Origin of the sequence: Acinetobacter higginsii, assembly GCF_000369525.1 — a bacterium.
GTDB classification, from domain to species: Bacteria; Pseudomonadota; Gammaproteobacteria; order Pseudomonadales; family Moraxellaceae; genus Acinetobacter; species Acinetobacter higginsii.
Map to the genome: position 1 here is coordinate 571,183 of NZ_KB850071.1, position 23,774 is coordinate 594,956.

A 23,774-nucleotide genomic window follows, 5' to 3' on the forward strand; every position below is an offset into this window, starting at 1 on the left:
ACAAGCTGTGGATAGTTTTAAGCTCAAAGTTATCCACAAACTATAAAATTGATAAAAACATGCTTATCCACAGCATAACTTTATGTTTATTCATGAAAAAACATCACTTTCCACAGAATAAATGCGCCCTAATAAGAATAAATTTAAATTTTAAAATTTGAATTTACTTATAGGGTTCACTCGAATTGTGGATAACTGAGCATATCGAAATTTAAATTCAAAATCCAAGAATTAAATTTAAATCAGAAGATGGATTGTTGATAAGCTTGTTTGTAAGCTGTGAATATAGACGAATACTGATATTATTTAAATAGATAGCTTGTGTATATTTTTTGTTTTCAATAAAAGCATATAACTTCGAGCAGTTTTATTGCTTCAAAACAGAACAAAGAAAATGTAAAGTTTTTGATTTTTCATTGACAGCGTAAACATTGCGCAATAAAATCGCGGACCTTTATAGAAAGATCATTTTGGAGTTTCGAAATGAAACGTACTTTCCAACCATCTGAATTAAAGCGTAAACGCGTTCATGGTTTCCGCGCTCGTATGGCTACTAAAGCAGGTCGTCAAGTTTTAGCTCGTCGTCGTGCAAAAGGTCGTCATAGCTTAACTGTTTAATACTGTTAAGCTGACCAGACTTGGGTGATGACACTTTACAGTTTCGGCACTGAATCTCGTATTCGTTGTGCCGCTGATTATAAAAGTGTATTTGATGGTGCGCTTTTTAAAGTGCATCAGCCCCATTTCCTTTTTTTAGCAAAATTAACCGAACAGCCGAAAAGCCGTTTGGGTATTGTCGTTGCTAAAAAAAAGGTGCGTCGTGCACATGAACGAAATCGAATAAAACGTCTTGCTCGGGAGAGCTTTCGTTTACATCAAGCGCAATTTAATGCTGATATCGATATTGTGGTGATGCCTAAAGTAGGTATAGAAGCAATCGCAAATCAAGAATTACATCAACAATTAGATTTTGCTTGGCAAAAATTACAACGCTTAGCAAAGAAGCATTCCAAAGTCGTTGTGACATCCCTCCAAAATTAGAGATCTCCAATGGTACGTTTACTGCATTGGTTGATAAGATGTTACCAAATCGCAATTAGTCCATTATTGGGTCCTCGTTGTCGCTATATTCCCACTTGTTCGCAATATGCAATCGAAGCCTTGCAGACACATGGCGCGGTCAAAGGTGTATGGTTATCGACTAAGCGAATTTGCCGTTGTCATCCTTGGGGTGGGTCAGGCTATGATCCTGTGCCTCGTAAAGCACTTCGTTTTATTTCGTTTCATCAAATAGATTCTCAAATGCATCACGTTGCTGTACCCTTTCGTGATCGTTTATTCAAGCAAAATCTCTCTAACCATTTGGGATTATAGATATGCAACAATGGGCCAGATTTGCAATTCTTGGAGCCATGTTTGTTACCGCATATTTGCTTATTTTGGCTTGGCAAAAAGATTATGGTCATGCTGCACCAGCACCGCAACAACAAGCGGCTGCTGTGACTGCACATGAAGTATCTGCAGATTTGCCAAATGCTCAAAATGCAACAGCGGCTTCAGACTTGCCACAAGCAAATGTGACTGCATCACAAGCCACAGAACATAATACATCTGTGAGTCAGCAACTGATTTCAGTACAAACTGATCTTTATCACCTGTGGATCAATCCAAAAGGTGGTGATATCGTCCGTATTGAATTGTTAAGCCATGATGAAAGCAAAGACAGCGACAAACCGTTTGTCATGCTGGAAAGCGATGCGAAACGTACTTACGTCGCTCAATCTGGTTTAATTGGTTTAAATGGACCAGATAGCAGCCGTGGCGGTCGTCCAATGTATGATGTTGAAAAAACAGCATACACGTTGGCAGATGCGAAAAGCGTTGCGTCGAAAGATGGTAAAACACAGCAAGTGTTGACTGTGCCGTTGGTATTTAAAACACCTGAAGGTGTGGAAGTGATCAAATCGTTCACCTTCACGCAAGGCGATTACCCAATTACCGTTAAACATCAAGTCATTAACCGCAGTCAGCAAAGCTGGCAAGGTCAAATGTTTGGTCAGTTAAAGCGTGATAATTCGGATGACCCAGGTAAGTCTTCACAAGGTATTTTCACCCTGGGTACTTATCTTGGTGGCGCTTGGGGTACACCAGATGCGCATTATAACAAGTTAAAATTTACCAACTTTAATGACGAAAAATTAAATGTTGAAGCCAAAGGCGGCTGGGTTGCCATGGTTCAGCATTATTTTGTGAGCGCATGGATTCCTGGGAACTTAAAACTCACTCAGGCCGATGGTCAGCCATATAATGCAAAATTAGAGTCACGTCAGTCTACGGACGGCATGAATATCATGGGCTTCACTTCTCCAGTGATCAATGTACCTGCAGGTACATCAATGGAAGTGGATGCTAAACTGTATTCAGGTCCAAAAATCCAATCTGAACTCAAAGACTTAGCTGCTGGTTTAAACCAAACTGTTGATTATGGTTGGTTATGGCCAATTGCGAAATTATTGTTCTTGGGCTTGCAATTCTTCCATAACATTATTGGTAACTGGGGCTGGTCAATTATCTTATTGACGATCTTGGTGAAGTTGATTTTATGGCCACTTTCTTCAAAAAGTTATCGTTCGATGGCGAAAATGCGTGTGATTGCGCCAGAAATGCAACGCATGAAAGAAGAGTTTGGTGAAGACCGCATGCGTTTCTCGCAAGAAATGATGGCCTTATACAAGCGTGAACAAGTCAACCCATTGTCTGGTTGCTTGCCGTTGCTATTACAAATGCCGATTTTCTTAGCCTTGTATTGGGTATTGATGGAATCAGTTGAACTCCGTCATGCACCATGGTTAGGCTGGATTCAAGATTTATCTGCGATGGATCCATGGTTTATCTTGCCGTTGATCATGGGTGTGACCATGTTCGTTCAGCAAATGTTGAACCCACAACCGACTGATCCAATGCAGGCAAAAGTGTTCCGTATCATGCCAATCATGTTTACGGTATTCATGTTGTTCTTCCCTGCGGGCTTAGTGCTTTACTGGATCGTCAACAACAGTATTACCATTTTGCAACAATGGTTTATTAACAAAGGTGTCGAAAAAGACCGTCTCAACAAGGTTGAGCCGAGCGCTTAAGTTCGAACTTTTACTGAATAAATCCGCTTAAGATGGTAATCTTAGGCGGATTTTTCTTTGTCTGTATTGAGTGGTTGAACCCAACAACCCTTGCGTTTTTTAGGTGAATTTAACATGCAACATCAAACCACAATTGCTGCGATTGCTACCCCATTAGGTCGTGGTGGTGTGGGGGTGATTCGACTCTCTGGACCGAAAGCTTATGCCATAGCAGAGCAACTGACCCAGAAAAAGCTCCCTGCGGCACGCATGGCAGGTTTCCGCCAGTTTTGTGATGCCGATGGCTCGGTGATGGATGAAGGCATTGTATTGTGCTTTCCGAACCCGCACTCCTTTACTGGGGAAGATGTGGTGGAGTTACAGGGGCATGGCGGTCCAGTCATTCAAAATGCCCTGTTAGCACGTTTACTGGATTTGGGCGCAACTGCTGCAAAGGCGGGTGAGTTTTCCATGCGTGCCTTTGAAAATGGCAAAATGGATCTGGTGCAAGCAGAAGCAATTGCCGATTTGATTGATGCGACATCACAGGCGGCAGCACGTTCGGCGGTTCGTTCTTTACAAGGTGCTTTTTCAACCAAAATTAATACGGTTTTAGAAAAGCTGATTCACTTACGTTTGCATGTTGAAGCCGCGATTGATTTCCCAGAAGAAGAAATTGACTTCTTGGCTGACGGAAAGATTTTGGCCTTGTTGGACGATGTACAAGACTCAGTTCAAGCGGTACAGCAGTCTGCGCGGCAAGGCCAGTTATTACGTGAAGGTTTACAGGTGGTGATTGCGGGTAAGCCAAATGCAGGTAAATCCAGCCTGTTGAACGCGCTCGCAGGCCATGAACGTGCCATTGTGACCGATATTGCAGGTACTACTCGTGATGTACTACATGAAAAGATCAGTTTAAATGGCTTGCCGATTACCCTAACTGATACTGCAGGTTTACGTGAAACCGGTGATATTGTTGAGCAAGAAGGGATTCGTCGTGCGATTAAGGAAATCGAGCAGGCAGATTTATTGCTGTTGGTTTATGACTTAAATCAGGGTGATGAACCTTTGCAATTGGCGCATGAATATTTTGCAGAGCATTTAGAGCCAAAACGTTTGTTATTGATTGGCAATAAATGTGATTTAACGGGTCAAGATGCCACGTTAAGCGATTATCAGGGCTTTCGTCATATCAGCGTTTCTGCAAAACAAGATATGGGGGTTCAAGCGCTCATAGATGCGATTACAGCGCATGCTGGCTTTCAGCCTGAAGAAGATACCTTTATTGCCAGAACACGCCATTTAGACGCAATGAAGCGCACTCAGCGCTACTTGTCTGAGGCGCGTGAGCAACTCGTTGTGTTTAATGCGGGTGAACTGGTGGCTGAATCATTGCGTCTAGCACAAAATGCACTGGGTGAAATCACAGGTGATTTCAGTGCCGATGACTTGCTGGGTAAGATTTTTGGTTCGTTCTGTATTGGTAAATAATGAATTAAATCAAAAATTAATGGCTTGGGTTGTGTTGCAATCCAAGCCATTTTTTCTATCACTGATCTTCAGTTTGTTGCTCTTCTTCAGGCTTTTCTTCTTGTACCACATTTAACGCAGTCATCATTGCAACGGGCGCGCCTTCTTGGCGAGTACTTTTCAGCTTGATCTGTAAACGCAATTCATTGACTGAATCGGCATTGCGTAAGGCTTCATCATAGCTAATTGCGCCTTCGTTATACAGCTCAAATAAGGCTTGGTCGAAGGTTTGCATACCCAGCTCACGCGATTTGCTCATAATCTCTTTCAGTGCATGGAACTGTCCTTTGAGAATATTGTCGGCAATCAATGGGGTATTCAATAAAATTTCAATTGCAGCACGACGACCTTTGCCATCTTGGGTACGTACCAGACGTTGCGAAATAATGCCTTTCATATTGGATGAAAGATCCATCAGCAATTGATTGCGACGCTCTTCTGGGAAAAAGTTAATAATTCGATCCAGTGCTTGGTTGGCATTATTGGCGTGTAGGGTACCTAAGCAAAGATGACCTGTTTCCGCAAAGGCAATTGCATGTTCCATGGTTTCAGTATCACGGATTTCACCAATCAGAATCACATCAGGCGCCTGACGTAGCGTGTTTTTCAAGGCGTGGTGCCATGAATGACAATCAACCCCCACTTCACGATGGGTAATCATCGATTTTTTGTGTTTATGCACGTATTCCACTGGGTCTTCAACGGTAATGATATGTCCCGCTGAGTTTTCATTACGATGGTCAATCATGGCTGCCAAAGAGGTGGATTTGCCTGAACCTGTCCCTCCAACAACCAACACCAGACCACGCTTTTCCATAATCACATTTTTCAAAGATTCTGGCAGTTTCAGCTTTTGAAAGGTTGGAATTTCTGAGGTAATGGTACGAATCACCATACCAATTTGCAGCTGTTGTTTAAACACATTGACACGGAAACGGGAAACATTGGGCACATTGATTGCGAAATTACATTCCCATTCTGTTTCAAATTCTTGGCGCTGTTTTTCATTCATCAAACTATAGGCAAATAGCTTGGTTTTATCTGCGGTGAGTGCCTGTTGCCCCAATGGACGCATCAGGCCTTGCAATTTAATGCTCGGTGGAAAATCAGCGGTGATAAATAAATCGGATCCCCCATATTCCACTACTTTGCTAAGCATATGAAACATAAAGGTTTTGGCTTCTTCTAATAGTTCCGCGTTATACATTGAGCTACCTAAATTTTAACAATGAAGCGAAGTTCATTGCTGTAATACGATGATAATCATCCCGATAGGGAAACATTTTTTTGTTTCTTGAAAATGAATAATGATAGATCAAGGCGACTCGATTTAGGCCATTTTATTCCATCATTTTCACTGTGCTGCTGAATGATGCGAATTATTCCAAAAAGCGAGGTATTGATCTATGTACTTTTTTAAAAATATTAAATAATTATCAATGTGATGGACCTAAATTGTCAGTTTTTTACTGAATCGATCGCTTGCAGCATGTGTATGGGTGAATGTGAACAGAATAAACGGATGTTCCACGTGAAACATCGCATGAATTGGTTGAGTTTTGGTTGTTACTGAGTAAGCTTGGCTGTTGAGCGGCTTGAGACTGATTACAATAGCCGCTGATTTTTGAATTGAGTGTTCGTCATGTTAAAAAAAATTGGGATGTTCTCATTATTGAGCTGTATGTCAGCGATGAGTTTTGCCAATGTAGACAGCTTAAAAAGCAATTTAAATAAGCAATATCCCAATATCCAAGTCAGCAACATCCAACCTACAGAAATGACTGGTTTATATAGCGCCAGTCTGGATAATCAGATTATTTATTTGGATGAAAGTGCACAACACATGTTTGTGGGTTCTATGGTGCGCTTAAAAGATCAAAAGAATCTGACCAAGGATTTAGTGATCCAACAAAATTCGATTGACTGGAAACAACTGCCTTTTAAGGATGCGATTAAAACGGTTAAAGGTAATGGTAAGCGTGAGTTAGCGGTATTTTCGGACCCAAATTGTTCATATTGCAAAAAATTAGAAGCTGAACTGGACAAGCTGACCGATGTGACGATTTATACCTTTATCTATGCTTTAAAACCACAATCGATCGCGGTGTCAAAATCGGTTTGGTGTGATGCCAATCCAGCCTATGCATGGAAAAACTTGCTACAAAAGAATCTGCAACCGAAAGAAAAAAGTTGTGCCAACCCGATTGAGCGTAACCTTGAACTCGGTCGTAAACTTGCTGTGGATGCCACGCCAACCTTGATTTTCTCAAATGGTTTGAAAATGGTCGGTGGACGCAGTGCTGAAGAAATTCAGATGATTTGGAAAGAGCTCGGACTCTAATGAAAAAGCTCCCCAATCATCGATTAAAATGAATGGGGAGCCTTCATAAGGGATTTAACTTTTTTTGGTGATGAGTTTATAAAGGAATAAAATAATCACCGCACCCAGAACAGACGCAATAAAACCTGCTGCCGAATTTTCAGCATATAAGCCAAGTAAACGTCCACCGTAAGTGGCGAGTAATGAACCTGCGATACCCAATAAGGTCGTGACAATAAAGCCAGCTTTGTCATCACCTGGATGTATTGCGCGTGCAATTAAACCAGCAAAAAAACCAACAACAATGGCTACAATCAGAGACCACATTATCTTTTCTCCTTGTTTTAAAAGCGGTATTTCTTATTATCCTGCTTGATTCGAGCCTACTTTGTCTGTAGTGGATTGCCTATTTATGTCGTATTTTTGTGCACTCTTTAGCAGGCTTTGTTTAATCACACAGCATAAAAAAGGTGCCCTAAAGCACCTGAGTCGGCATTATGATCAGCCCATGACAGTTGTCATCGGTATTGATGCAATGCTAGTAAGGTTGAGTCATTAAAGACCGATTTCACCAATAAATGGGAGGTGACGGTACTTTTGATCGAAATCTAAACCATAACCGACAATAAAGCGATCTTCGACTTCGAAACCGAGGAATTTGACTTCTAACGGAATTTCACGGCGTGATGGCTTACTGACCAGCGTACACAATTCAATCGAGTTCGGGTTACGTGTTTTCAGCATTTCAACCACTTTACTGAGGGTATTACCTGAGTCGATAATATCTTCGACTACCAGCACATCTTTACCGTGAATTTCGCCATCAAGATCTTTTAAAATTTTGACATCACGAGAGGAAACGGTTCCACCACCATAACTAGACACGGTCATAAAATCGAGTTCATGTGGTTTGTCGATGGCACGGCATAAATCTGCCATAAAAATGACTGAACCACGTAATAAGCCGATCAGTACCAGTTCTTTATCACTTTGAGCATAGTGTGCATTGATCTTTTCGCCCAGTTCTTTGACTTTGGCTTGAATCTCTTCACTTGAAATCATAATGCGCATTGCAATGGTCATCGGTAGATTCCTAAAACTTAAAAACGGGAAAAATAAAAAAGGTGTTGACCTGCAACACCTCGAAATCTTGAGCTAATCCGCCAATTTTAAAACAAAATCACCGTTCATGCACCTTTTGATGATGAAGAATATGTTTCATTTTGAGCAGATGCACGGTCACGTTTTAACAGAACAGCGCATCCAACGGCCAATATGATCCACCCAAGTTTCTGTTTATTTAAACGTTTCGCTTTGGCTGTAGGCTTTTTGTCCATAGATATAGGTTGCCTCAATATTTCGGTCATCGCCCATAGTGAATAAGGCAAATAGGCTGTCATCAACCGATTTTGAACGGGACTGACGCAGTTGCTGTAATGCGGTCGGTTTCAGGTTCAATACCACAAAATCAGCTTCTTTGCCGAGATTGAAATTACCGAGCTTGTCATCCAGATGCAAGGCTTTTGCTCCGCCTAAGGTTGCATGATAGAGCGACTCAAACGCAGACAGTTTATCACCTTGTAGCTGTTGAACCTTGTACGCTTCATTGACGGTTTGCAATAAACTAAACGAGGTCCCTGCCCCAACGTCGGTGCCAAGGCCGACTTTAACCTGCTGTTGCCAAGTTTTGTTCAATGGGAATAAACCGCTACCCAAGAATAGGTTTGAGGTTGGACAGAAGGCAATTGCAGAATCAGTCTCATGCATGCATTTCCATTCAGCATCTTCTAAGTGGACACAGTGTGCGAATACCGAGCGCTGGCCAGTTAAGCCATAGTGATGATAGACATCCAGATAACCCTTTTGCTCAGGGAACAAATCTTTGACCCAAGCAATCTCATCTTTATTTTCACTCAAATGGGTATGCACATAGACATCTGGGAATTGTGCTTTGAGTTGGCCTGCTTTTTCGAGTTGTTCTGGGGTGGAGGTCGGCGCAAAACGTGGGGTAATTGCATACAGTGCACGACCTTGGCCATGCCACTTCTCAATTAATGCTTTAGAATCGTTATAGCCGCTGTCTGCGGTGTCACACAAGGCTTCGGGTGCATGACGATCCATCATGACTTTACCCGCGATTAAGCGCATTTGGTGCTGTGCTGCGGCCTCAAATAAGGCATCCACCGATTCAGGATGTACCGTACAGAATACCAATGCTGTGGTGGTGCCATTTTTGAGTAGTTCATTGACAAAGAATTGCGCAATTTCTTTCGCATAGGCTTGGTCTTTGAACTGGATTTCAGTTGGGAAGGTATAGGTGTTTAACCAGCTTAAAAGTTGCTCGCCGTAGGCCCCGACCATTTCAGTTTGTGGAAAGTGAATATGCGTATCGATCATGCCCGGAATGATCAACTGTTCTGGATAATGCTGAATTTCAACGTTTGCAGGAAGATGGGCTTGAGCGTCGTTCCACGTGCCAAACCAGCGAATTTTGCCTTGTTCAGTGATCATGACACCATCTTCGAGATAACGCACTTGATCGGCAATTTCAGCAGCTTGGGAAACGGTTTTTTGAATATCTAAGAAGCGACCACGAATCACCGTGATTGGAGTAGCCAAAGTCATAACAACCTACAATTTTACTTTTTTCGGTTGATTGTACCTGATTTTGCCAAAGTTACTGGATTATTCGTCTAATTCATCGGCTTAAAAGGTATATAAATGTGACTCATAATTTAAAGCAACTCAGTTTGGGGAAATCGAAATGTATGCCTTATCTGGGGGAAACGCAGAGACAGAGCAAAGCAATCGAAGCAGACTGTTTGATCTGATTATGCAGTCCCCTGCCTTGTATGGGATGTTGCAGCAATTGGCTCGATTACATCCTGCAGCTTATTTAAGTGCAGGTGTGCTTCGGAATACTGTATGGGCACATTTACATGGTCAAAGCTTTGACTTGAACAATTGCGATATCGATGTGATTTATCATGATGCAATGCAAACAGATGAGTGTTTGCAAAAACAGTTGCAGCAAGATTTAGAACGTATCTTTCCTGAACAACAATGGGATGTGGTGAATCAGGCCTTGGTGCATACCTGGTATCGTCAGGGCAATGCAGCAAACATTCAGCCCTTAGTATCGCTTGAACATGCTTTGTCGTTATGGCCAGACACAGCAACGGCGATTGCGCTCAGGTTAAACTGCGTTGGAGAACTGGAACTGATCGCACCCTTTGGCCTGCATGATTTATTTGCATTGAGATTGCGTTGGAATTCAGCATTGGTCAGCTATGACACATTTAAACAACGGCTTGAGTCCAAACAGTGGTTACAGCAATGGCCTAAATTGCAATTAGTTGATGATGCTCAAATAAAAAAGGGCCTTCATTGAAGACCCTTTTGATATGCTTTGTGCTTATTGTTCTTGGCGTTTGTTATGACGTAACGAGAGATACGCGGTGATGCTCAACACCAGTACGATAAAGCCTAACGAGATCCAGATTGGCATGTGGAATACATCGAGCAATAACATTTTTGCACCAATGAACAATAAGATGATGCCCAAACCATAGGGTAAGTAATGCATTTTGCTTGCAGCACCTGCCAATAAGAAGAACATCGCACGTAAGCCCAAAATCGCCATTAAGTTTGCGGTTAACACAATGAACGGGTCACTGGTCACAGCGAAAATCGCAGGAATAGAATCCACCGCAAAAATCACATCAGACGCTTCTACCAAGATTAACACCAAGAACAAAGGCGTCGCCCATAACACACCGTTCTGACGAACGAAGAACTTATTGCCTTCCAACTGTGGGGTAATCCGCATGTGTTTGCGTAACCATTTCAGGATTTTGATATCTTCAATATTGGTCTCTTCTTCATCCTGCCCTTTTAGGAACTTAAAGCCTGTGTAGACAAGGAACGCACCGAAGATATACAACACCCAAGAGAACTCTTGTACAAACCAAGCACCAATAAAGATAAAGATGGTTCTTAAAATGATTGCACCGAGTACGCCGTAAAGCAGGATTTTACGCTGGAATGCAGGAGGAATTGCAAAAGCCGCAAAAATCATCAGCCAGACAAAGACGTTATCAATTGCCAGCGATTTTTCCAGTAAATAACCCGCAAAGTATTCCATGGTTTTTTGGTTGGCGATGGTTGCGCCAACAGTTTGTTGTAGATACAACCACAAACCACCACCAAAGATCATGGCAACGGTGACCCACGCAATACTCCAGTAAGCCGCTTGCCTGATGGGTACATCTTGGTTTTGTTTTTGTTTAAAGCCTAAAAAGTCGACCAGTAGCATGACCGTTACGATTCCGAAGAACGCAACGTACAGCCATAAATTACCGATAGTTTCCATCACAACTCCCTATCTGGCAAATGGACATAAAAAAACCTTGACCAGTTGCCAGATGAATTAAATAAAACATCTGTTTCAACATGATCAAGGTCTTGCCTACATCACGATCGTTTGTGATGCTCAGAGTCCGACTTTTTGCAAAGTGTAATGACGAAACTCTGACACCTAAATTGTTCAGTTTCACAACCTAGGCTTGGAGGAGGCTACTCCCCTTGTCAAATTCTGTTATGGATGATGACATCCAAAGATAGGCATAGAATTACATAAATAATCGATTTAAGCAAACTGTGCATGCATAAATTTTAAACATTATTTTTATCTGGGTGAGATAGGAAAATTCCTCAACTTGGATTAATTTAAACTCGAACTGCTTAGTAACGTGATGAGAATAAAAACAGATGAGTGCTGAAAAAAATCAAAATAAAACACGAAAATTATTTGCTCCTCGTGATCCAACCGAAGCCCACCGAGCCGCGACACCCCTAGAATTGTTATTTGACCTGATTTTTGTGGTTGCGATTGCAACCGCAGGACAACAACTCCACCATGCGATCATTGAAGCTCATCTATGGCATGCTTTTCCGACCTATGTGATGGTGTTTTTTGCCTTGTGGTGGGCATGGATGAACTTCACCTGGTTTGCCTCAGCCTATGACAATGATGACACGCTGTATCGCAGTCTGACCTTTGTGCAAATCGTCGGCTCATTGGTGATGGCGGCGGGCATCCCCGCAGTGTTTCAAGAACATAATTTCGATGTGATTATCATTGGTTATGTGATTATGCGTTTGGCTTTAGTGACCCAATGGATCCGTGTCGCCAAGCACGATCCTGAACGGAGGGTAACGGCTTATCGCTATGCTGTTGGCATTGTCTTAGTGCAGTTGGGGTGGTTAATTGGAAATTTCAGCGCCATTCATATGACGCCTTTGCTATTCCTTATTCTGGTTTTGGCTGAACTCGCTGTACCGCTATATGCCGAAAAGCATGCAGTAACACCATGGCATCCACATCATATTGTTGAGCGTTATGCATTACTCACCATCATCGTGTTGGGAGAGTCGATTATTGGCAGTTTTGCCGCAACGCAGGAAGCTTTTTCCAATCATGATGTCAATTTCAAAGAAATTTTTTTGGTGATTGGTGGACTGTTGATGATGTTTGCCATGTGGTGGGTCTATTTTGACCGCAGTCATCATCACCATCAACGTCGTGGGGTACAGCCTTTTTTATGGGGCTATGGTCATTTTTTTATTTTTATCAGTATTGCTGTCTTAGGTGCTGCTTTGGCAGCAGCGGTTGATGTTTCAACTCAACATGCCCACATTTCCAGCCAAATGATGGGATGGCTGATCGCTGCCTGTCTGGCGATTTATAGCACCTATATTTGGTTGTTTTACGAGGCCTTTGATTTATCGGGATGGCGACGTTGGCTCTATCCAATCACCATTTTGATCCTTTTCACGATTCCTTTATTTTTTGCCGATATTGGTTATATCGTTTTTGCGATGGCAGTGGTCTATATCCTGCGTCTTGTCATTGCTCAACTGTATTTGAGCAATTGTAATGATAAGCGCATGGCTGCAAGCACATAATCAAAGCACTGTTTGTTATCGCGTAGATTGCGAGAACAAGCGAGAAACGAGATATACGCGCTTGTTTTAAGCAAAGATTTTTAGAATTTCGGTGCGTAAGAATTGATGGCGTGAATTATGTTTCACCTGCTCATGCCAATACATGCCCATATTGATTTTAGGGAGCTCTATGGGCAGTGCATGAATCTTCAGATTCTCCGCATAATGCAGATGTTTGAGAATACTTTGCGGAATGGTCAAGATCGCCTTCGGATATTGAGCCAAGACTTGCAGTGCCGTTGCATAATGCTGGCAACGCAGAAAAATCTGCCGCGACAGTTGCTGCCGATTGAGATAAATATCTTCCAGTAATAAGCCTGTGCGCCGTGACGACACCCCAATGTGCGGTGAAGATAAATACAGCGATAAATCCATATCTTGCTGTTGGGTACAGACCACAAAATGGTCTTCTATCAGGTTTTCAAACTGTAAATGATCCTGATGCGGTTGCACCAGATCAATCACAAAATCAATTTGTTGGGCGGAGAGATCTGCCAACATGTTTTTACGATCCAGCTTGGAACTCAGAAACTGAATATCCAAATTCAGTTGGGCAAAATGATGAACCAGTTGCGGAAAAATAATCGGTTCGATTTCATCATGAATGGCAATTTTCAGGCTTTGCAGCATGCTGGGCATAAAGTCCTGCTGGGGCACTGCAATCTGTTGAATCGCCAGTAATGCTGTTTGAATCGGCTGATAAATTTGCTCGGCATAGGGCGTGGGCAGCATCTTTTGCCCGCTACGCACAAATAGATCATCTCCGAGTTGTGTGCGTAAGCGCTGTAAGGCATGGCTGACCGCAGATTGGCTGATACAGAGCAGTTGTGCGGCTTTGGAAATGCTTTTTTGCTCAAAAATGGCAATAAACAGTGGATACAGATTGATATCGATGCGATGAAAATGCGCCACTTCCAGTGGGTTAGTATTATGAATCTGATTCATAGTTTTGCATAAAATTAAATCATTTCATTCATAATAAATTTTCACTTATGGTGATGTAAAGCAGCGAATCAATATTCGCCATATTTTACATTGAGGGAAATGATGATGTTTGCATTATCTGAACGCGCACAGGACTTTATTGCACGAACTAAAGCCTTTATTCAACAAGAAATAGAACCGATTGAAAAAGCGTTCTGGGATGAAGTGCATCATCGCAATGTTGATGGTGACTGGACCCAATGGCAATGGCCTGAACAATTACAACAATTGAAAGATAAGGCAAAAGCGGCGGGCTTATGGAATATGTTCTTACCTGATGCCGAGCTCGCTGCAGGCTTATCGGTTCAGGAATATGCACATATTGCTGAGCTGACAGGACGTAGTCTGCTCGCTCCGACAGTATTCAATTGTAATGCGCCAGATAGCGGCAATATGGAAGTGTTATGGCGTTATGGTAGCGATGAGCAAAAACAACAATGGCTACAGCCCCTACTCGCTGGAGAAATCCGTTCCGTATTCTGTATGACTGAACCTGCGGTGGCGTCCAGTGATGCCACCAATATGCAAGCCACGGCAGTGATTGAAGGCGATGAGATTGTCTTGAATGGCCGTAAATGGTGGTCATCTGGCTTGGGTGATCCGAATGCCAAAGTGATTATCTTTATGGCTTATACCCCAGATCCAAGCAAAGACCGCCATCATCAACATTCAATGGTACTGGTGCCGATTGATACGCAAGGCGTGACCATTGAACGTATGCTGCCTGTGTTTGGTGATTATGATGCGCCGCATGGACATGGACAGGTCAGTTTTGACAATGTGCGTGTACCCGTCAGCAGCTTTATTGGCGGCGCTGGGCAAGGTTTTGAAATCGCTCAAGGTCGTTTAGGGCCAGGGCGTATTCACCATTGTATGCGTTGTATTGGTGCTGCTGAAAAAGCCTTGGAGCTGATGATTGATCGTGGTATGTCACGCAAAGCTTTTGGTAAAGAAATCCTGAAATTGGGCGGTAATTTAGAGCGTGTTGCAGATGCACGTGTGCAGATCGATCAAGCGCGATTATTAACGCTATATGCCGCTTATAAGATGGATACCTTAGGCAATATGGCGGCTCTGACAGAGATTTCTGCGATTAAAGTGGTGGCACCGAGCGTATTACAGCATGTGGTCGATATGGCGATCCAAATTCATGGTGGTGAAGGTGTTTCACGAGATACCCCACTGACTGCATTTTTCAATCAAGCGCGGAGTTTACGTTTGGCCGATGGACCTGATGAAGTCCATAAAGGCGTGATTGCCAAATTAGAACTGAAAAAACGTGGCCATGCTCGTTGATAAGGAAAATACAACAATGACAATGATTGATATCGGTGGACAAGTTCGTCGCGGTGAAGAACTGGATATTGCAGCGATTGAAAGCTGGTTAAAAAACCAAGGTGTGGATTTGCAAGGACAGGCACAAGTGACCCAATATTCGGGTGGTGCATCGAATTGGACCTATCGTTTGCAGTATGACAATGCTGATCTCATTTTACGTCGTCCACCCAAAGGAACCAAAGCCAAATCTGCGCATGATATGGCGCGTGAATACAATGTGCAGAAGCATCTTGCGCCGTTCTACCCTGTCCTGCCTGAAATGATTGCACTGTGTCAGGACGAGAGCGTCATTGGCTGTGACTTCTATGTCATGAAACGGATTGAAGGCATTATTCCGCGTGCCAATTTACCCAAAGAATTACAGCTGGATGAGCCACAAGTACAGCAGCTGTGTCTGAATGTTTTGGATAAATTGATTGAACTCCATCAAGTGCCTTATCAAGGTACAGAACTGGAAAAACTGGGTAAAGGTGAAGGCTATTGTCGTCGTCAGGTTGAGGGTTGGGATGTGCGTTACAGTAAGGCACTGACGCCAAATGTGCCTGATTTTGCCTTTGTGCGTGAATGGTTGCTGCAACATATCCCTGCCGATGCTAAAACTTGCGTGATTCATAATGACTGGCGTTTTGATAATGTCATTTTAGATCCACAACAACCGACTCAAGTGGTTGGGGTGCTGGATTGGGAAATGGCAACACTGGGTGATCCATTGATGGATTTGGGCAGTGCACTCGCCTACTGGATTCAAGAGGATGATGATGCTTTGATGAAATCCAGCCGCCGCCAACCCACCAATTTAAAAGGCATGCTGACACGGCAACAAGTGGTGGATTATTATCTGAAAAAGACTGGTTTGAAGCCTGATAACTGGGCATTTTATGAGGTGTTTGGTTTGTTCCGTTTGGCGGTGATTGCCCAGCAGATCTATTATCGTTATTACCACCAGCAAACCGATAATCCCGCCTTTAAAGATTTTTGGATCATGATTCATGCCTTACATATTCGGGCCTTAAAACTGATTGCGCAAAACCATCCACAAGCACAGCAATTGATTCTCGAATACGGGGCAAAACTACAGGATATTTTAAAACGATGACCACAATTTATTTGGTGCGACATGGGCAAGCCTCATTTGGTGCGGCAAGTTATGACCAGCTTTCAGCCAAAGGTGAACAGCAGGCACAGGTCGTCGGTGATTTTTTTAAACAGACCCTAAAGCAAACGCCGCTGATTGTGGCGGGTTCCATGCAACGTCATCAGCAGACGGCGCAATTGGCCTTATCCCAAAGCTTTCATGATGCAGCGATTCAAACTGAATCGGCATGGAATGAGTTTGATCATCAACAGGTGTTTGCACAGTACGAACCGCGTTTTAATCAACCTGAATTGCTGAAACAGGATGTTGAATTGATGGCCAATCCACGTGCTTATCTGGCCAAAATCTTTGATGGCGCGATTGATCGCTGGATTGGAGAGCAATATGACCATGAATATCATGAGACCTGGTTAGGCTTTCAATCACGTGTAGAAAGTGCTTTGCACAGTTTGTGCCAGCAGATTGATGCCACACAACCGCGTCAGGCGGTGGTATTTAGTTCTGGCGGTGTGATTTCGGTGGCGGTCGGTCAGGTATTAGGTCTGGATGCTAAACAGATTTTTGCACTGAATTGGTCGATTGCCAATGCCAGTATTACCACGTTGCGTTGGACAGATGGTCGTTTGCAATTACTCAGTTTCAATGAGCATCATTATTTGAAAGCGCGTGATGCTGAACTTTTAACATGGATTTAAAAAATAGGTGGCAGGCATGGCAAAGACGATTTTAATTACAGGGGCAAGTTCGGGCTTGGGCGCAGGTATGGCGCGTGAATTTGCCGCCAAAGGCTACAATCTTGCCCTTTGTGCACGACGTTTAGAGCGTTTGGAAGCCTTACAACAACAGTTGCAAAACCAGTTTTCGATTCAGGTCAAGATTAAAACCCTTGATGTGACTCATTACGATGATGTGTTTACGGTTTTTAAAGCTTTTCAGCAAGAATTTGGGACAATCGACCGAATCATTGTCAACGCAGGCGTCGGTGATGGCCGCCGTATCGGGAAAGGTCATTTTGAGGTGAATCGGGCCACGGCGGAAACCAATTTTATTTCGGCACTGGCGCAGTGTGAAGCCGCGGTTGAAATCTTTAGAGCGCAAAATAAAGGTCATTTGGTGGTGATCTCTTCGATGAGTGCGATGCGTGGTTTACCGAAGCATTTATCGACCTATGCCGCTAGTAAAGCTGCGGTGGCGCATTTGGCCGAAGGGATTCGTGCTGAGTTGTTGAATACGCCAATTAAAGTCTCAACGATTTTCCCGGGTTATATCCGCACTGAATTAAATGAAGGCGCGAAGAAATTACCATTCGAAGTGGATGAGAAAACGGGAAGTAAGGCTTTGGTGAAAGCGATTGAGAAGGAACCTGTGAAGGCTTATGTGCCGCAGTGGCCGTGGTTGCCAATGGGAATTGCAATGAAAATTTTGCCGTTGAAATTGGTGAATAAACTAAGTTGATTGCAATTTTAAATGCATGGACAAATATGTTTATTAGGCAATATTTCACAGCCTCATATAGGCTGAATAGTCGAGTTGTTTGGGTATAGGCGTTTCCTTACTTTTCAGGGATGAAAAGTAACAAAAATCCTTTGTTGAGCAGAGGGTACATCCATGTCACCCCTGCTCAACTGGCGGCATCCATGCCGCCTGTCACGATAGTGAATACTGTGACAAGATTAGATTATGAAAGTAGGCTATGAGCTAGATTACGACAAAGCCGTAATCAACTTTTGGTGTAAACCGCCAAAACCACCATTGGACATGATCACCACAGCATCGCCCTCACCTGCTTCATTGACCACACGGGCAATGATGTCATCTAAAGAACGGCTGACTTCAGCCTTGTTTGCTGAAGCTGAGATCACAGGTTGTAAATCCCAATCCAAGCCTTCTGGTTGATACCAAATCACTTCATCCGCTAAACGAGCAGAATGTGCCAAACCATCTTTGTGGCTGCCCATACGCATGGTGTTAGAACGCGGTTCAATGATCGCCCACAGCTTACGTTCGCCTAGACGTTTACGTGCGCCGTCAAGTGTGGTTTCAATTGCAGTTGGGTGATGGGCAAAGTCATCATAGACTTCGATGCCACGCACCGTGCCTAACAGCTCCATACGGCGTTTAACACCACCGAAGTTAGATAAAGCTTCACAGGCTTGTTCAAGGCTGACACCAACGTGTTGTGCAGCAGCAATGGTTGCTAAAGCATTGGCAACACTGTGTTGCCCTGTCATGTTCCATTTCACTTCACCAATCACTTTGCCGTGTTCCAGTACTTTAAAGTGACTGCCATCGGCACTGATCAACTCAGCAGATAACGCGGCTTGGTCATTTGGTTTAAGACTGGTACGAAGCACAGGCGTCCAGCAGCCCTGCTCTAATACTTCATCAATATTGGTTTCAGTAATTGGCGCAATAATGCGACCTTCACTTGGAATAGTACGCACCAAATGATGGAACTGTTTTTGAATTGCAGCCAGATCATCAAAAATGTCGGCGTGGTCAAATTCAAGGTTATTTAAAATTGCTGTTTTAGGGTGATAGTGAACAAACTTAGAACGTTTATCGAAGAAAGCAGAATCATATTCATCTGCTTCTACACAGAAATATTTGCCACCACCTAAACGTGCACTTTCACTAAAACCAAGCGGTACGCCACCGATCAAGAAACCCGGGTTTAAGCCTGCTTGATCAAGCACCCAAGCCAGCATAGTGGTGGTGGTGGTTTTACCATGTGTACCTGCGACACCAAGCACATGTTTGCCTTGGAGCACATGATCGGCCAAGAATTGTGGGCCAGAAATATAAGGCAGACCTTCATTCAGCATGTATTCAATCGCATCAATACCACGTTTCATGGCATTGCCGACAATCACAAGATCAGGATGCGGTTGCAAGTGGCTACGGTCATAGCCCTGCATCAATTCAATACCTGCATTTTCAAGTTGAGTCGACATTGGTGGATAAACATTGGCATCTGAACCTGTGACTTTATGTCCTAAATCTCGTGCGAGTAGAGCCAAAGACCCCATAAATGTGCCACAAATACCCAAAATATGCAGATGCATAACGCGCCTTCTCCACTGCTTTTCATACAGCACTGATATCGTGTGTATGATTGTCGTTATCAATAAAAATCAAACGCAACGATAGCAAGGCTTGCATGGAAAAGATAGTCAAAATTCGTTGTTGTTGTTTAGTTCTAATTGCACGGATGAATGCTAAAATTTCAGCGTTTTTACAAGCATTTCACCTCTGCTGTTCAACCTTTATCTGGATAAAAGCACATTATGTTGAGCCCTACTCTTTTAGCGTTATGTTTGTTGATTATTTCCAACTGTTTTATGACTTTGGCGTGGTATGGGCATCTGAAAATTCTGCATGATGCGCCCATTTGGCAGGCGATCTTATTTAGCTGGTGTATTGCCTTGCTGGAATACAGCTTTATGATTCCTGCCACCAAGTTGCTCAACCAGCATGGCTGGAGTCTGGGTGAAATGAAAATTACTCAGGAAGTCGTGACCTTAATGGTGTTTGTGCCCTTTATGATTTTTGTGTTTAAACAACCCTTCAAACTTGATTACATCTGGGCGATGCTGTGTTTAATGGGTTGTGTCTACTTTGTTTTTAGAAATCAAAGTTAATTTTTCAAGGCGTCAGTTAACGCGTTCTTTTGTTGGGGATGCCTGAAAAAACCGCTATAATATCTGCCAATTTATTCCCTTGTGCTTGGCGTAAGTCGAGATACTTGTCTATTTTTATCATGTTTTGGAAAAGCCAATGAATGCGGTCGCAACAGATAGCCAACCTTTAGTCGGAATTATCATGGGTTCTCAATCAGATTGGGCAACACTTGAACATACCGCTAACATGCTCAAACAGTTGGGTGTTCCTTTTGAAGCTGAAGTGGTTTCTGCGCATCGTACGCCAGATCGTTTATTTGAATATGCTGAAACAGCTCGTGAACGTGGTATTCAGGTAATTATTGCAGGTGCCGGTGGTGCTGCACATTTACCAGGTATGTGTGCGGCTAAAACTGATTTACCTGTATTGGGTGTACCAGTGAAATCATCGATTTTGAATGGCGTTGATTCATTGCTTTCGATTGTACAAATGCCAGCAGGTATCGCAGTCGGTACTTTGGCAATTGGTCAGGCAGGTGCGACGAATGCTGCAATTCTGGCGGCACAGATTTTAGGTTTAACTCGTCCAGACATCGCTAAAAATGTGACTGACTTCCGTACTGCACAAACAGAAAAAGTATCGAGTAATAACATTCCTGGTCATGAATGAGGATAAGCAAAGCAACGCTTTGCCCGAATGTAAGGCGAAGACTTTGTCTGAGCAAAAGAGTTATAGATATGAATAAAACCATCGGTATTTTTGGTGGTGGGCAGCTAGGCCGGATGATGGCACAAGCAGCGTTACCACTGAATATTCAATGCACCTTCTTTGAAGCAGAAACAGATTGTCCTGCTGCGATTTTGGGTCCAGTTTTTTCGAGCCAAGCGGCGCAGGGATTACAGGATTTTATTGCAAGCGCGGATGTATTTAGCCTTGAATTCGAAAATACACCTGTTGCAGATGTGGATGTTTTGACACAAAGCAAAACTTTGCACCCTCCTCGCCTTGCTTTGGCGACTGCACAAAATCGTTTGGCTGAAAAACGTTTGTTTGATGAGTTGAGCATTCCAGTTGCACCGTATCGCGCTGTGGATAGTTTAGAAAGCTTAAAACAAGCGGTATCGGATCTTGGATTACCCATCGTATTGAAAACCGTAACGGGTGGTTATGATGGTAAAGGTCAATTCGTTTTACGCACTGAAGATCAAATTGAGACAGCTTGGGCTGAATTAGGTCCTGCAAAAAGTTTGGTGGCAGAAAGTTTTGTCAAATTCAGTCGCGAAGTATCGATTATTGCGGTACGTGGACAAAATGGTGATGTGAAAACTTGGGCTTTGGCTGAGAATCATCATCATAATGGTATCTTGTCACACTCAATCGTACCTGCACCAAATAGTGCTGATCTACAGCCTGTTGCGCAAGACTATATTACCCGTTTGTTGAAGCACTTAGATTATGTGGGTGTTCTCACACTTGAACTATTTGTCACAGAACAAGGTTTATGTGCCAATGAAATGGCGTGTCGTGTGCATAACTCAGGTCATTGGTCGATTGAAGGTGCGATTTGCTCGCAATTTGAAAACCATATCCGTGCCGTTGCAGGCTTACCATTAGGTGCAACTGAAGTGATTCGCCCAAGTGTGATGATCAATATTATTGGTCAGCATCCCAAGTCAGAAGATGTTTTGGCACTGAATGGCGCACATTTACACCTCTATAATAAGTCTGAGCGTACTGGCCGTAAGTTGGGACATATTACTTTAATGCCAAATCATTCAGATGATTTAACCGATTTATGCCGCCAATTGGCGAAAATATTACCTGTTCCATTGGCATTAACCGATGATATGAGCATCTAAACTTATCCACAATGCCTAAAAAAGCGATCTTTGGATCGCTTTTTTAATTCTAGAATACTTTTAAATTTAAAAAATAAACATTAGGGTGTTGTGGATAAATTATTTCAGGTATTTTGAATTTAAAATTGCGTTGTTTATTTGAATTTAAATAAAAGTGGATAAGTCGTTTTGCGTTTTTAAATTCAAAATAGACATCCCGTTTTAAATTTAAAAATAAGGTGATAATAGGTTTTTAAATTTAAATGATAAGATGTGGATATCTATTGCTTCTATAATAATATAAGAAATAAAAGCTTATTGTTTTCTTGGCGTTCTGTTTGAATCACGTACCGTTTAACTCGAAGAAATGAATTTAAAGGTGGATAAGTTTTTTAAATTTAAAAGATCGAGTTATCCAGTATTGTATTTTTGAATTTAAATTGGGCTTGTTGATAACTTTTAAATTTAAAATAAAGCCTGAATTATGAATTTAAAAGCAGTGTTTTAAATTTAAAAAACTGAGAAATGAATTCAAAGTTACGTTTCCAAACTATACATCTTCATATAGCGTGTTAAGGTGGAGAGGAAATTTAAATTCAAAAGTTTTGGTTCAGTCATGAAACGTCATTTTTCTTTTTTTCTAGGCACTGCCTTATTTACTTTTTTCAATCAGGCGCATGCCGAGCTTGTGATTAACGGTGCAACAGTTTCGACACCCGCCACAACAGCGACTGTTGCCAGCAGTAATTATACGCCAAATTCTAATTTTCAGGGCTGTATTGCCAATTTGCGTTCGCAGGCAATCGCATCGGGTGTATCAGGCGCAACATATGATCGCTATACACAAAATTTGACGCCAGACTACTCTGTCATTGATAAATTAAATTATCAGCCTGAATTTTCGACCCCAATCTGGGATTATTTATCTGGCCTTGTGGATAACGAACGAGTACAAGCAGGACAGCAAAAACTTACTCAACATCGTGCTGTCTTGAACCGAGTTGAGCAGGCCTATGGTGTACCTGCTGAAACAGTCGTAGCTGTATGGGGTGTCGAAAGTAACTATGGTGATATTTCGGGTAAATATCCTTTATTACAGGCATTGGGTACTTTGAGTTGTGAAGGTCGTCGTCAAAGTTATTTCCGTGGTGAGTTTTTTGCCACTATGCGTATTTTACAACGTGGTGATTTAACCCAAGACCAACTTTATGGTTCATGGGCAGGGGCTTTTGGTCATACTCAGTTTATGCCATCAACCTATGAACGCCTAGCAGTTGATTTTGATGGTGATGGTCGCCGTGATTTGGTTTCAAGTACCACCGATGCCTTGGCTTCGACGGCTAATTTCTTAAAACGAGCAGGGTGGCAAACTGGTATGCCATGGGGCTTTGAGGTTAAAATCCCACAAGGCATGTCGATCTCGGGTGAAAGCCGTCGTAATAAGAAAGCATTGAACAGCTGGATTGCGCAAGGGGTCACCCGTGCGGATGGCACCGCGTTAATTCAAGGTAATTTATCGGGCAGTACGCCAGCGGGACTGATTTCACCGGCGGGTGCCAATGGTCCATTATTCCTGGTATTTAAAAACTTCGATGCCATTTATAGTTATAACGCGGCTGAAAGCTATGGTTTAGCCATTGCACATTTATCCGATCGTTTACGTGGTGGTACGCCATTTTTAACCGCTTGGCCAACCGATGATGCAGGGACATCGCGTGCAGAACGTCGTGAAATTCAACAGTTTTTAGTGCAGCGTGGTTATGATATTGGTGCAGTCGATGGATTGATTGGCGATAAAAGCCGTCAGGCCATTCGCCAAGAACAGAGCCGTCTTGGTTTAAACCAGACTGGACGTGCAGGGCAGCAGATTTTACGTGCGTTCCGTCAGGAACAGGCCAAGCAAATGATGAAATAAATTTGAACTC

23 protein-coding genes are annotated in these 23,774 nt (G+C 42.8%); 16 read left to right on the top strand and 7 right to left on the bottom strand.

What is annotated here, in order from left to right; all coding sequences use genetic code 11:
* Nucleotides 1-483: 483 nt before the first annotated feature.
* The 5 genes from rpmH to mnmE all read left to right on the top strand — a co-directional run bounded on the left by rpmH (nucleotide 484) and on the right by mnmE (nucleotide 4,607).
* Entirely contained in the window at nucleotides 484-618 is a 135-nt protein-coding gene (rpmH, locus tag F902_RS05840) for a 50S ribosomal protein L34 (RefSeq protein ID WP_000831329.1), read from the top strand.
* Between the two features lie 27 nt (nucleotides 619-645).
* Nucleotides 646-1,041, top strand: coding sequence for a ribonuclease P protein component (gene rnpA, locus F902_RS05845; RefSeq protein WP_004656857.1), 396 nt, complete (start codon nucleotides 646-648; stop codon nucleotides 1,039-1,041).
* A gap of 9 nt (nucleotides 1,042-1,050) precedes the next feature.
* Entirely contained in the window at nucleotides 1,051-1,374 is a 324-nt protein-coding gene (gene yidD, locus F902_RS05850; RefSeq protein ID WP_004803336.1) for a membrane protein insertion efficiency factor YidD, read from the top strand.
* Nucleotides 1,375-1,376: 2 nt separating this feature from the next.
* Nucleotides 1,377-3,137, top strand: a complete 1,761-nt coding sequence (gene yidC, locus F902_RS05855) for a membrane protein insertase YidC (protein ID WP_004803334.1) — start codon at nucleotides 1,377-1,379, stop codon at nucleotides 3,135-3,137.
* A gap of 114 nt (nucleotides 3,138-3,251) precedes the next feature.
* Complete coding sequence (gene mnmE, locus F902_RS05860) at nucleotides 3,252-4,607, top strand: tRNA uridine-5-carboxymethylaminomethyl(34) synthesis GTPase MnmE (protein WP_005201772.1); 1,356 nt, start codon at nucleotides 3,252-3,254, stop codon at nucleotides 4,605-4,607.
* A 58-nt stretch (nucleotides 4,608-4,665) separates the two neighbouring features.
* On the opposite strand, the gene F902_RS05865 is transcribed toward mnmE, so the two are convergent.
* On the bottom strand, nucleotides 4,666-5,853 hold the full coding sequence (locus F902_RS05865) for a PilT/PilU family type 4a pilus ATPase (protein ID WP_005201774.1): 1,188 nt from the start codon (nucleotides 5,851-5,853) through the stop codon (nucleotides 4,666-4,668).
* A gap of 435 nt (nucleotides 5,854-6,288) precedes the next feature.
* Between F902_RS05865 and F902_RS05870 the strand changes: the two genes are divergently transcribed.
* On the top strand, nucleotides 6,289-6,987 hold the full coding sequence (locus F902_RS05870; protein ID WP_005201776.1) for a DsbC family protein: 699 nt from the start codon (nucleotides 6,289-6,291) through the stop codon (nucleotides 6,985-6,987).
* A 54-nt stretch (nucleotides 6,988-7,041) separates the two neighbouring features.
* Here F902_RS05870 and F902_RS05875 read toward each other — a convergent pair whose 3' ends face one another.
* From F902_RS05875 to guaD, 3 genes are all read right to left on the bottom strand, one after another.
* Nucleotides 7,042-7,293: a GlsB/YeaQ/YmgE family stress response membrane protein gene (locus F902_RS05875; RefSeq protein ID WP_004656846.1), complete on the bottom strand. Its 252-nt coding sequence runs from the start codon at nucleotides 7,291-7,293 to the stop codon at nucleotides 7,042-7,044.
* 228 nt (nucleotides 7,294-7,521) lie between these two features.
* Nucleotides 7,522-8,049, bottom strand: coding sequence for a hypoxanthine phosphoribosyltransferase (hpt, locus tag F902_RS05880; protein ID WP_005201778.1), 528 nt, complete (start codon nucleotides 8,047-8,049; stop codon nucleotides 7,522-7,524).
* Nucleotides 8,050-8,262: 213 nt separating this feature from the next.
* Nucleotides 8,263-9,591, bottom strand: a complete 1,329-nt coding sequence (gene guaD / locus F902_RS05885; protein ID WP_005201780.1) for a guanine deaminase — start codon at nucleotides 9,589-9,591, stop codon at nucleotides 8,263-8,265.
* A gap of 139 nt (nucleotides 9,592-9,730) precedes the next feature.
* Between guaD and F902_RS05890 the strand changes: the two genes are divergently transcribed.
* On the top strand, nucleotides 9,731-10,357 hold the full coding sequence (locus F902_RS05890; protein WP_005201782.1) for a nucleotidyltransferase family protein: 627 nt from the start codon (nucleotides 9,731-9,733) through the stop codon (nucleotides 10,355-10,357).
* Nucleotides 10,358-10,381: 24 nt separating this feature from the next.
* Here the strand turns inward: F902_RS05890 and F902_RS05895 are convergent, their stop codons facing one another.
* Nucleotides 10,382-11,338, bottom strand: coding sequence for a TerC family protein (locus tag F902_RS05895; RefSeq protein ID WP_005201784.1), 957 nt, complete (start codon nucleotides 11,336-11,338; stop codon nucleotides 10,382-10,384).
* Between the two features lie 398 nt (nucleotides 11,339-11,736).
* On the opposite strand from F902_RS05895, the gene F902_RS05900 reads away from it, so the two are divergent.
* Nucleotides 11,737-12,933, top strand: coding sequence for a low temperature requirement protein A (locus F902_RS05900; protein ID WP_005201785.1), 1,197 nt, complete (start codon nucleotides 11,737-11,739; stop codon nucleotides 12,931-12,933).
* A 66-nt stretch (nucleotides 12,934-12,999) separates the two neighbouring features.
* Here the strand turns inward: F902_RS05900 and F902_RS05905 are convergent, their stop codons facing one another.
* On the bottom strand, nucleotides 13,000-13,917 hold the full coding sequence (locus F902_RS05905; protein ID WP_005201787.1) for a LysR family transcriptional regulator: 918 nt from the start codon (nucleotides 13,915-13,917) through the stop codon (nucleotides 13,000-13,002).
* 105 nt (nucleotides 13,918-14,022) lie between these two features.
* Between F902_RS05905 and F902_RS05910 the strand changes: the two genes are divergently transcribed.
* The 4 genes from F902_RS05910 to F902_RS05925 are packed head-to-tail and all read left to right on the top strand — an operon-like array spanning nucleotide 14,023 to nucleotide 17,845.
* Entirely contained in the window at nucleotides 14,023-15,252 is a 1,230-nt protein-coding gene (locus F902_RS05910) for an acyl-CoA dehydrogenase family protein (protein ID WP_005201790.1), read from the top strand.
* A gap of 16 nt (nucleotides 15,253-15,268) precedes the next feature.
* A complete protein-coding gene (locus F902_RS05915; RefSeq protein ID WP_005201792.1) occupies nucleotides 15,269-16,390 on the top strand; it encodes a phosphotransferase family protein in 1,122 nt (373 codons plus the stop codon).
* A complete protein-coding gene (locus F902_RS05920) occupies nucleotides 16,387-17,085 on the top strand; it encodes a histidine phosphatase family protein (protein WP_005201794.1) in 699 nt (232 codons plus the stop codon). The genes F902_RS05915 and F902_RS05920 overlap by 4 nt, the downstream gene beginning before the upstream one ends.
* Nucleotides 17,086-17,101: 16 nt before the next feature.
* Nucleotides 17,102-17,845, top strand: a complete 744-nt coding sequence (locus tag F902_RS05925; protein ID WP_005201797.1) for an SDR family oxidoreductase — start codon at nucleotides 17,102-17,104, stop codon at nucleotides 17,843-17,845.
* Between the two features lie 248 nt (nucleotides 17,846-18,093).
* Here the strand turns inward: F902_RS05925 and mpl are convergent, their stop codons facing one another.
* Entirely contained in the window at nucleotides 18,094-19,455 is a 1,362-nt protein-coding gene (gene mpl, locus F902_RS05930; protein WP_004803289.1) for a UDP-N-acetylmuramate:L-alanyl-gamma-D-glutamyl-meso-diaminopimelate ligase, read from the bottom strand.
* Between the two features lie 222 nt (nucleotides 19,456-19,677).
* Between mpl and F902_RS05935 the strand changes: the two genes are divergently transcribed.
* From F902_RS05935 to F902_RS05950, 4 genes are all read left to right on the top strand, one after another.
* Complete coding sequence (locus F902_RS05935; protein WP_005186310.1) at nucleotides 19,678-20,031, top strand: DMT family protein; 354 nt, start codon at nucleotides 19,678-19,680, stop codon at nucleotides 20,029-20,031.
* A gap of 136 nt (nucleotides 20,032-20,167) precedes the next feature.
* Entirely contained in the window at nucleotides 20,168-20,680 is a 513-nt protein-coding gene (gene purE, locus F902_RS05940; protein ID WP_005201799.1) for a 5-(carboxyamino)imidazole ribonucleotide mutase, read from the top strand.
* A gap of 68 nt (nucleotides 20,681-20,748) precedes the next feature.
* Nucleotides 20,749-21,870, top strand: a complete 1,122-nt coding sequence (locus F902_RS05945; RefSeq protein ID WP_005201801.1) for a 5-(carboxyamino)imidazole ribonucleotide synthase — start codon at nucleotides 20,749-20,751, stop codon at nucleotides 21,868-21,870.
* 595 nt (nucleotides 21,871-22,465) lie between these two features.
* Nucleotides 22,466-23,764 carry a lytic murein transglycosylase gene (locus F902_RS05950; RefSeq protein WP_005201802.1) on the top strand — a complete coding sequence of 433 codons (1,299 nt, stop codon included), beginning with the start codon at nucleotides 22,466-22,468 and terminating at the stop codon, nucleotides 23,762-23,764.
* The last annotated feature ends 10 nt before the right edge of the window (nucleotides 23,765-23,774 follow it).

What these genes read in the sequence shown, in the direction of transcription:
- rpmH (WP_000831329.1), top strand. Translation starts at nt 484, where the DNA reads ATGAAACGTACTTTCCAACCATCTGAATTAAAGCGTAAACGCGTTCAT.
- rnpA (WP_004656857.1), top strand. Translation starts at nt 646, where the DNA reads ATGACACTTTACAGTTTCGGCACTGAATCTCGTATTCGTTGTGCCGCT.
- yidD (WP_004803336.1), top strand. Translation starts at nt 1,051, where the DNA reads ATGGTACGTTTACTGCATTGGTTGATAAGATGTTACCAAATCGCAATT.
- yidC (WP_004803334.1), top strand. Translation starts at nt 1,377, where the DNA reads ATGCAACAATGGGCCAGATTTGCAATTCTTGGAGCCATGTTTGTTACC.
- mnmE (WP_005201772.1), top strand. Translation starts at nt 3,252, where the DNA reads ATGCAACATCAAACCACAATTGCTGCGATTGCTACCCCATTAGGTCGT.
- F902_RS05865 (WP_005201774.1), bottom strand. Translation starts at nt 5,853, where the DNA reads ATGTATAACGCGGAACTATTAGAAGAAGCCAAAACCTTTATGTTTCAT.
- F902_RS05870 (WP_005201776.1), top strand. Translation starts at nt 6,289, where the DNA reads ATGTTAAAAAAAATTGGGATGTTCTCATTATTGAGCTGTATGTCAGCG.
- F902_RS05875 (WP_004656846.1), bottom strand. Translation starts at nt 7,293, where the DNA reads ATGTGGTCTCTGATTGTAGCCATTGTTGTTGGTTTTTTTGCTGGTTTA.
- hpt (WP_005201778.1), bottom strand. Translation starts at nt 8,049, where the DNA reads ATGACCATTGCAATGCGCATTATGATTTCAAGTGAAGAGATTCAAGCC.
- guaD (WP_005201780.1), bottom strand. Translation starts at nt 9,591, where the DNA reads ATGACTTTGGCTACTCCAATCACGGTGATTCGTGGTCGCTTCTTAGAT.
- F902_RS05890 (WP_005201782.1), top strand. Translation starts at nt 9,731, where the DNA reads ATGTATGCCTTATCTGGGGGAAACGCAGAGACAGAGCAAAGCAATCGA.
- F902_RS05895 (WP_005201784.1), bottom strand. Translation starts at nt 11,338, where the DNA reads ATGGAAACTATCGGTAATTTATGGCTGTACGTTGCGTTCTTCGGAATC.
- F902_RS05900 (WP_005201785.1), top strand. Translation starts at nt 11,737, where the DNA reads ATGAGTGCTGAAAAAAATCAAAATAAAACACGAAAATTATTTGCTCCT.
- F902_RS05905 (WP_005201787.1), bottom strand. Translation starts at nt 13,917, where the DNA reads ATGAATCAGATTCATAATACTAACCCACTGGAAGTGGCGCATTTTCAT.
- F902_RS05910 (WP_005201790.1), top strand. Translation starts at nt 14,023, where the DNA reads ATGTTTGCATTATCTGAACGCGCACAGGACTTTATTGCACGAACTAAA.
- F902_RS05915 (WP_005201792.1), top strand. Translation starts at nt 15,269, where the DNA reads ATGACAATGATTGATATCGGTGGACAAGTTCGTCGCGGTGAAGAACTG.
- F902_RS05920 (WP_005201794.1), top strand. Translation starts at nt 16,387, where the DNA reads ATGACCACAATTTATTTGGTGCGACATGGGCAAGCCTCATTTGGTGCG.
- F902_RS05925 (WP_005201797.1), top strand. Translation starts at nt 17,102, where the DNA reads ATGGCAAAGACGATTTTAATTACAGGGGCAAGTTCGGGCTTGGGCGCA.
- mpl (WP_004803289.1), bottom strand. Translation starts at nt 19,455, where the DNA reads ATGCATCTGCATATTTTGGGTATTTGTGGCACATTTATGGGGTCTTTG.
- F902_RS05935 (WP_005186310.1), top strand. Translation starts at nt 19,678, where the DNA reads ATGTTGAGCCCTACTCTTTTAGCGTTATGTTTGTTGATTATTTCCAAC.
- purE (WP_005201799.1), top strand. Translation starts at nt 20,168, where the DNA reads ATGAATGCGGTCGCAACAGATAGCCAACCTTTAGTCGGAATTATCATG.
- F902_RS05945 (WP_005201801.1), top strand. Translation starts at nt 20,749, where the DNA reads ATGAATAAAACCATCGGTATTTTTGGTGGTGGGCAGCTAGGCCGGATG.
- F902_RS05950 (WP_005201802.1), top strand. Translation starts at nt 22,466, where the DNA reads ATGAAACGTCATTTTTCTTTTTTTCTAGGCACTGCCTTATTTACTTTT.